This window comes from uncultured Kiloniella sp. (genome assembly GCF_937128705.1).
Taxonomy (GTDB): domain Bacteria; phylum Pseudomonadota; class Alphaproteobacteria; order Kiloniellales; family Kiloniellaceae; genus Kiloniella.
Genome location: NZ_CAKZMP010000074.1, coordinates 1 through 8,870, shown reverse-complemented (window position 1 = coordinate 8,870; position 8,870 = coordinate 1). Strand labels below are relative to the sequence as shown.

General features: G+C 45.0%; 7 protein-coding genes. 2 read left to right on the top strand and 5 right to left on the bottom strand.

Annotated elements, in window-relative coordinates:
- Window positions 1–555: LysR substrate-binding domain-containing protein (locus Q0241_RS04400; RefSeq protein WP_299373723.1), on the top strand; the 555-nt coding region annotated here is incomplete at its 5' end.
- A gap of 80 nt (window positions 556–635) precedes the next feature.
- Here Q0241_RS04400 and Q0241_RS04395 read toward each other — a convergent pair.
- The 5 genes from Q0241_RS04395 to Q0241_RS04375 form a co-directional block, all read right to left on the bottom strand.
- Window positions 636–3,056, bottom strand: a complete 2,421-nt coding sequence (locus tag Q0241_RS04395; RefSeq protein WP_299373721.1) for an FAD-dependent oxidoreductase — start codon at window positions 3,054–3,056, stop codon at window positions 636–638.
- Window positions 3,057–3,061: 5 nt separating this feature from the next.
- Window positions 3,062–4,369, bottom strand: coding sequence for an FAD-dependent oxidoreductase (locus Q0241_RS04390; RefSeq protein ID WP_299373719.1), 1,308 nt, complete (start codon window positions 4,367–4,369; stop codon window positions 3,062–3,064).
- A gap of 69 nt (window positions 4,370–4,438) precedes the next feature.
- Window positions 4,439–5,980, bottom strand: a complete 1,542-nt coding sequence (locus Q0241_RS04385) for a trimethylamine methyltransferase family protein (RefSeq protein ID WP_299373716.1) — start codon at window positions 5,978–5,980, stop codon at window positions 4,439–4,441.
- 51 nt (window positions 5,981–6,031) lie between these two features.
- Window positions 6,032–6,829 carry a PhnD/SsuA/transferrin family substrate-binding protein gene (locus Q0241_RS04380; protein ID WP_299373713.1) on the bottom strand — a complete coding sequence of 266 codons (798 nt, stop codon included), beginning with the start codon at window positions 6,827–6,829 and terminating at the stop codon, window positions 6,032–6,034.
- Window positions 6,830–6,839: 10 nt separating this feature from the next.
- Window positions 6,840–7,799 carry a fatty acid desaturase gene (locus Q0241_RS04375; protein ID WP_299373710.1) on the bottom strand — a complete coding sequence of 320 codons (960 nt, stop codon included), beginning with the start codon at window positions 7,797–7,799 and terminating at the stop codon, window positions 6,840–6,842.
- A 128-nt stretch (window positions 7,800–7,927) separates the two neighbouring features.
- On the opposite strand from Q0241_RS04375, the gene Q0241_RS04370 reads away from it, so the two are divergent.
- Window positions 7,928–8,803 carry a helix-turn-helix transcriptional regulator gene (locus Q0241_RS04370; RefSeq protein ID WP_299373708.1) on the top strand — a complete coding sequence of 292 codons (876 nt, stop codon included), beginning with the start codon at window positions 7,928–7,930 and terminating at the stop codon, window positions 8,801–8,803.
- The last annotated feature ends 67 nt before the right edge of the window (window positions 8,804–8,870 follow it).

Sequence of the window (8,870 nt, the reverse complement as noted above, 5' to 3'; positions counted from 1 at the left end):
GTTCATAGCGGACGCGTTCAATTCGGTATCGCAAGTTTAGCCAAAAATCTCCCCGGTATCGAGTTCACTCCCCTATTCGAGGATAGCCTTGGCCTTGTGAGTAGTGCTGATGATGCCCCACCACTTCCGAATAAAAACATCAACTCAAAAAAACTGGGATCATTTTTAAAAAACAAAAAGTTACTACTGAACAGTATAACGCAATCAATCACTCTTCCCGAGATATTGGAAAATCAGGAGAGTAGCCGTATTACAGTGCATAACGTGACATCTGTCTTAGCATTGGTAAAAGCTGGTGCAGGCGTCACGGTACTTCCCAGACTACTGGTTCCAGAAACAGACACTTCCCTAAACTTCATTCCCTTCGCAGATGAAAAGTTACGGCGAACGGTCGGTCTCTTCCAACGTAATGGTACTCTTCTATCACCCGCCGCTCTTTCTCTGATCGAAAAAGTACATACTCGCATCGCTGAGATCGAACACAACATGGGGGGTAATTTCACAAAACTAGAACTACCTACAGAAGAAGGATATTCTTTAGTAGATAAAAGATAATTATAGCAAAGACTTAAACTAGACATTTAATGATAAGCAAGGGTTTGACAAAAAACACCCCTCCCTAGCATTCAACGGTTTTATCCCAACATTCTTTCTGCTTTGGGATCAAAGAGGGTTTCCGTAAACATTTTAGCTTTGAGCATCACCCCAAGAACTTCGATTTCCACCTCGAGACTATCCTTCGCAATCTCTGTTGGCAGAAACCCATATGCTACTGATTTCTGGCTATAGTGGGCATAACCTCCAGATGTCACAAAACCAACCACCTTGTCGTTATGCCAAATGGGTTCATCCCCCCACACATCAGCGTCAACGGCCTCAACAATAAAGGTGCAAAGCTTTCGATTGTCACCCTCTTCTTTTTCCTTTAATGCCGCAGCTTTACCTATAAAGTCTGCTTTTTTACTGTACGAAGTAAAACGATCCATCCCTGTTTCCACTGGCATATAGTCAGGACGAAACTCCCTTCCCCAGGAACCAAAAGATTTTTCCAGCCGCAACGACATCATGGCACGCATCCCAAAAGGCTTGAGACCTAAATCCTGCCCTGCATCAGAGAGAATATTATAGAGAGTGGCCTGCTGTTCGATTGGAACATAAATTTCGTATCCAAGGTCTCCTGTATAGGAAACCCTTTGGACCAATGCGCGACAGGAACCAATATCTGTTTCTTTGACATCCAGAAATTTAAAACTTTCTGCGGACACATCTTCGAAAGCAACGCGGCGCAGTAATTCACGGGCATTGGGCCCAGCAATCTGAAAACCAATGCGCTTGGTAGAGATATTCTCAATGGCAACAGAACCATCGGAAGGTAAATTTTGCTCAAACCAGCGTAGATGTGCTGCTTGCATTCCAAAAGATGCCGTTACCATAAACTCATGATCATCTATACAGGACACTGTGAAATCACCAATCAACTTGCCCTTGTGGCTCAACATAGGGTTAAGCGCCAACCGTCCCGGTTTTGGAATGCGCCCTGCCATAATCACATCCAGCCAGTCACATGCCCCCGGCCCTGTGACGCGATATTTGCCAAAGTTATGAACCTCGTTAATGCCAACGGCGTCACGAACAGCATGACATTCCGCTGCAACCGCCTCAAACGCATTACTCCGTCGAAAACTAGGTGTTTCTTCCAGCGGTTCGCCTTCGGGCGCAAAATAATTCACCGACTCCATACCATATCCAGCGCCAAAAACTGCACGTTGTTCTTTCCAAATATGATAAGCTGGTGTTGTTTGATGTGGGCGCGCAATAGGTAATTCTTCGTTGGGATACGACACAGAAAAGCGCCGTTGATAATTTTCTTTCACCTTGGCTCGCGTATATCCCGGTGTGATCCAGGCCCCAAAACGGGCAACATCCATAGCAAAGACATCCCGTGACGGTTCGCCTTCGATCATCCATTCAGCTAGAGTTAAACCAACTCCACCACCCTGTGAGAACCCAGCCATAACACCGCAAGCTGACCAGTAGTTCCGCAATCCGGGAACAGGCCCCACCAATGGGTTGCCATCGGGTGCAAAGGTAAAAGGTCCATTAATAACCGTTTTAACACCAACCCGTTCCAAAACAGGGAACCGTTTAAAGGCAAACTCTAATGAATCACCAATACGGTCCAGATTATTGTTTAAAAGTTCGTGGCCAAAGTCCATCGGCGTTCCACGCTCTGCCCAAGCATCACAGGCTTGTTCGTAAAATCCAATGCAAAGCCCTCTTCCTTCTTGTCGGAGATAGCTTTCGCCTTCGGGATCCATCACATGCGGTAACTCCCGATCCAGCTCATAAACTTCGGGCGCATCCTCTGTGACCAGATATTGATGTTCCATCGGGTGAAGCGGCATATAAACGCCGGCCATTTCACCAACTTCGCGTGCCCACAAGCCACCAGCGTTCACAATGTGCTCGGCAATCACTGTGCCTTCTTTTGTAACAACTTCCCAAGAACCGTCAGCCTGTGGATTTAGTTCAAGCACAGGATTACGCAAAACAATCTCTGCCCCGGCCATTTTGGCAGCCTTGGCATAGGCATGAGTTGTGCCCGAAGGATCAAGATGTCCGTCAAGGGGATCGTAAAGCGCCCCGATAACGCCATCAATATTGGTAATTGGTGACAACTTTTTGATTTCTTCGGGGCTGACAATTTCAGTATCCAAGCCCATATAGCGATGCTTTGCGCGCTCAGCCTTGAGGAAATCCATGCGCTCTGGTGTCGAAGCCAACGTGACCCCACCGACATGATGCAAACCACAAGACATCCCGGTAATCTCTTCCAGTTCTTTATAAAGCCGGATTGTGTACCCTTGTAGTGCGGCCATGTTCGTGTCTGCGTTCAGAGTATGGAAACCACCGGCTGCATGCCATGTTGAACCCGAAGTCAGCTCTGATCGTTCAATCAGCATAACATCATTCCACCCAAGCTTTGTCAGGTGATAAAGAACAGAACAGCCAACAACACCGCCGCCGATGACGGCTACACGAGTATGTGATTTCATAGGACCTATCCGATTACTGAGAAGCTGGAATTCTGATTGATTTCACGATTACGGGAAAACACACCAAGGGAAATGGTTTTATCTATATTGTCCAAATGGAATTTCAAAGGCGTGGCATCATGATTGTGACCCTTTTCACAGGCTTCAACGATTGCCGTCATCATTTTTCCGGCCACAGGCGCGTTCTTGTACTGATTGCCGCTGGTCCCCACAGCCATATAAAAGCCGGGCAAGCTGCTTTTGTCGTAAATCGGCATCCAGTCTTCAGTCACATCATAAAGGGCAACAACGCCTTTTGTTTTAGAGGGAATACCAAGCTCGGGAAAACGTTGAGCCATACGCATGACCAAAACTTTCCACTGTTCGGAAAAGTTTTCATCATAATTATCAGGATCATCCACCCATTCTTTTTCATCACAGGCAGGATCTTCTGATCCAATCAAAATATTATTTCCCGTCTCGGGTCGGCAGTAGGTATGGATATCACTATCCGAATAAACCATGCCCTCTTTTTCGAAATCAAATCCATCCGGGGATGGTACATGGGCAACTTCATGACGAAGAGCACGCGTGCTCATTTTCATGTCCTGACACACACCAGCCATTTCATTGACTTTGGACGAATGTGGGCCGGCAACATTAATCACAACAGGCGATTTGATCTCAGTACCGTCTGATAATATAACGCCACTTACCCGCCCGTTCTGTGTCAAGATTTCACTGACTTCTGTTTTAAACAGGAACTCAGCTCCATGAGCCTCAGCAGCGCGTTGCGCATTATGCGCCGATAGTTTTGGATCATTCACATATCCACCGCGTGGAAAGAATACCGCCCCTTCAACAGCGGGTCCCGTCGGCAACCCAAATTCAGGGTCTTCCGGACGACGAGCAGGTTCAAACTGTTGCGTATCCACGATTGACAAATATTTTTTGATATCAGATGTCGGAATATCCTTATAGGGACAGCCAATCTCATCCATCGTTGCACAGACTTTTTTTAGAGAATGATTGTGAGGCGTTTTAATAACAAGACATCCGGTTTCTTTATATTCGATCATGCCATGGTCGTCTTGAACGCCCATGTATTCGTCCCAGTTTTTCCAGTAATGCCAACCTTCATAAGCAAGTGCACAGGTTTCCAAAGCTGAATAATACGTCCGAATAATCGCGCAAGAGCCAGATGTTGAACCATATCCAGATTCCGGCAACTTATCGATGGAAAGCGTTTTCCACCCCTTCTTGGCCATTTCAAAAGCTGTACAGGCCCCAATGACCCCTGCACCGATAATGATTGCGTCGTATGATTTACTCATTCGTCTCTTCGTCCCTGTTTATTCTTGTTTGCTGATTTTCTTGTATTTCTCTGTCATAAGATTTCTAGGCTAAAAATCTCCTGACACACCACCCTCCGCAGTTCTGCGTGCCACAAATTCAGCGATTTCATCCTGCCTACTGATATCAAGACCAGGTTGCTGATAGTCATTGATAATATTCTTATAAATTGAATGCGCGCGTTCTGTTGCTGTTTTAGAACCGCCTTCCGCCCAGTTTTCGTAATTATTCCAATCCGACAAAATTGGAGAATAAAAGGCAGTTTCATAACGTTCCAGCGTATGGGGTGTGCCAAAGAAATGACCGCCAGGCCCCACATCCTTAACGGCATCCAATCCCAGACTGCTTTCTGTTATTTCAGGCGGTTGCAAGAACTTTGTCATCATCTGCAGCATCTCTGCATCAATGATTACTTTCTCAAAAGAGGCGCATAGCCCACCTTCTATCCACCCTGCACCGTGCATGAGCATATTGGCCTGCCCCATAACAGCAGACCAGATCGACATCTGGCTCTCATAAGTCGCTTGCGCATCCACACAGTTCGAGGCATTCGCATTCGATGATCGGTAAGGAACGCCGACACGCCGGGCCAACTGTCCGCCAATCATGGCAGCCTGCGCATTTTCAGGTGTCCCAAAAGCAGGTGATCCACTTTTCATATCAACATTTGAGGTAAAGCCCCCGTAAGCAACAGGGCATCCCGGGGCAACCAACTGTAATAACGTCATCCCGGCAAGTGCTTCGGCGTGTTGCTGTGCCAAGGCCCCTGCTACTGTTATCGGTGCCATCGCGCCGGATAAGGTAAAGGGCGTGATGACACATAGCTGGTTATGCCGCGCCATTTCCATCGCCCCCTCAATCATCACGCCATCCAAACGAAGCGGAGAAGATGTATTGATGATCGTAAAAAGCCGGGTCTTTTCCTTGAAATCATCCCAATTGTGACAACCATGCGCTATGCGGGTGATTTCCAAAGCATCTGTTATCCGTTCTTTACCCAACGCATAAGCATGGAAAACCTTATCCGTCAGCAATGCCATATCAGCAATGCATTCGAGGTGCCGTATACGCGGAAGGATATCAACCGGCTCTACTGGGTACCCTGCAACAAAATGTACAATATTCAAAGACTGACACAGCTTGAGAAGGTTACGATAATCTTCCTGATTTCCAGGTCGCCGCCCACGTTCGATATCACTGACGTTTGGGGCAGATGCGACCGAGCCAAAAGAAATGTTCCCGGGGGATAAATCCAAATTATGTGCGGGATTACGAGCGTGTAAAATGACATTAGAAGGCGCATGTGACATCGCCTCCTTGATTAGTTCCCGGTCCATATAAACCCGGTCACTTCCAATTTCTGTTTTCGCACCTGCTTTATGTAAGATTTCTTTTGCTTCGGCATGAAGAATGTCTATGCCAACTTCTTCAAGAATGCGATACGCCGTATCGCAAATAGCATCGATTTGCCCCTCGTCCAGTATTTCTACGGGGCGATAGGACGTTTGCACCTGAGACCAAGGTAACTGTTGAATCCCTGATGCCGCGACATGAGGCCTTTTATTCCTTTTACGCCCAGATCTTTGCAACATGTTCGCGTCTCCCAATACAGAACTAAATACCTAAAGCAAACCTAATCGTTCTTAAGCTTCACCTTCCAACCCAAACGCCTGTGCCACAATATTCATCCGCGTTTCAATCACGTCATAATCGCGCTCTTTCAAAGGGGAAAATCCAATAAGAAGAAGGGCTTCACGTGTTGTTTCATCAAGGGAAATCATCGCATCGACCACGGCCATATGGAGCAGATCAACCGCTTTTCGAGAGCGCCGCGCCGTTATAAAGGGAAGTGTTGGTGTCGGTTCACTTGTGGCTATAACCCTTAGCTTTTGGGCTGCGGGCTCATGACGTAGTGCCAACTCCCAACTAAGGGCATCAATGGCCGCAAAATCGGCCTGTCCCATAGCAACTGCCTGAATAGACGCACGATGGCTACCACTCTCAACAGAAGAACCAAAGTCATCTGTATTTCCGACGGAGCTTAGCGTGTATAAAAGTGCTGCATAGCCAGATTGAGACCCCTTATCATTATAAGCAAAGGTCAATCCTTTTAAGTCATCCAATGTATCGATTGAAGTCTCTTGATGAACAACGATGACACTGTAATAGGAACCTGCCCCGCAGTTTATGCCATAAGCGGGGGTCCCCACTAAAGATACCTTATCTTTCAAAACTGTTTTAAAAGGCAAGCCACAGGTTTGGGACAGAAGTAAATTACTGTTTAACCACTGCTCCATCGGGGTATTTGTTCTATCCAGAACTGGGGGAGCAATAAAGCCCTGATCGGCAAGGCTTGTACGAAGCTCTTTATAAAATTGATCATTGTAAACCTGGATTTCCGGCCAGTCATACATCGGAAGAGAGACAATCGCTTCACTCATCTCGTCATCCCTAATTAACGTTTGCTATTTTAGCGGATGTTTTAGCTCTGGCATTAACAGGCAACTTGGCAATTATAGCTTTAGGCCTTTTCGGTGTGAAGGGATACGCGACAGGCTCTTTTTTTGAAAAAGTAAATCGTTTGAAAATTTCAGTGTAACTTTTGAAACTGTAACCTCGGTTCATTTCCAAAAAACGCTGTCTATTTTTCTTAAAAATACCAGGTAGCTTATACCAGGAAACGGTTGGATAGGCATGATGAACCACATGCAGATTATTGTTTAAAAAGAGAAAACTGAAAAAACCTTTATCTTCGACAATAACCGTTCTGGCACGCATGGACTCATGAGCTTGATGTTCCAAAAACGTACGTACCATCAATAAAGAATACGCAAAATAACTACAAACAAGATAGGCCCAGACAGGCATATCACTAAAAGTATAGATAACCATGACAACCAATACACTCATCACATAATGCACCACCCATGTGAGAATGATTTTTTGATTTCCATTGATTATTTCAGATATAGCGAAACCGATAGAACTGAGGGCTGGACCGATCAACATTCGCCCAAACAACGTGTTGTTAAACTCAAACACTGCTTGTACCCACCCCGGACGTTTCTCCCAGGTTTCTAAATCTTGATATGCGCTCTCAGGATCTTCAAAAGGATCGCTGATACTCGCGTTTTGGTGATGTTTTATATGTGTTTCTTTGAACCGAAAATAAGGAACTAATAATCCGACCGGCATAACTATCAGGGCATCGTTCAACTGTTGCGACACAAAGGGGTGACCATGGATACATTCATGCTGTAGAGAAGAATGCAAAGTAATTAATGGAATAAGAATAAGCATCTGCAGATACAATGGCAGACCAAGGGGATTAAAAACCATCAAACCTAACAAGGAATAGCACGAAATAATAAGTAACAAAGTTCGCCATTCAGCACGATCACGCAACAACACTTTCAACCTCCGTCATTTAACTTAATAACGATGCGGCAGAAAAATATTATCGACAATAATACAATACAATCATTATAATAATAATTAGATACTAATCGTGCATTTTGTAACTATTATGGAATAATGATGTGAATTCACAGCAATCAAATTTAAATAGTTCGGATAAACGTGATGTCGCCCATATCTTTCGAGAGAGAATGGCGCTGCTGATTTCGCAAAGCGGTAATAATTTAAGTCAATTTTCAAAATCAATCGGTATAGATCGCTCTGCGTTAAGTCAGTTTCTGGCACCGGATTCAACCAGACTTCCCAGAGCTGAGACACTTTGTGCTATTTCAAGAGCCTGTGGTGTTTCACTTGATTGGCTTATGGGCTTGATTGCCAATGACGGTAACAGTGATGAGATTGTACCTTCTATAGAAATCATGCAAATGAACGAGGAACAAGCCACCCGTAAGCTGGAAGAATGGCACAGAGAATCAATTGGCTATAAAATAAGGTACGTCCCCAATACCCTGCCGGACATCATGCGAATTGATGAAGTCAGTGAATTCGAATTTAAATACAACCACCTCTTTATTCGAAAAGCACAGGACCAACAGGCAAAACAACATCTTATTAAAACGGAAAAACCAGATACCGACATGGAAGTCTGCATGCCAATACAGACACTAGAACTCTTTGCCAAGGGCGAAGGTATATGGAAGGATCTTTCAAAGGATGTACGACAAAAACAGCTGGAACACATGTTAAAACTTGTCGGCGAGTTTTATCCAACTTTCAGGCTTTTCTTTTTTGATCAGAAAGCTGTTTATTCTGCACCCTATACCTTGTTTGGCCCTCTACGAGCTGCTGTTTATCTTGGTAATATGTATTTATTGGTGAACTCTGTCGATCATATCAAAGCCCTAACGCAACATTTTGATCGGTTAATCCGCCTCGCTACCGTCGGCCCGGATCGAGCTGAAAAACAAATCCAAACATTTTTAAATAAAATAAAATAACGTCACACACTTTATTCAAATAGCGACATGCGCTATCGTCGCTATAAGGCAATATGATGTTATTTGA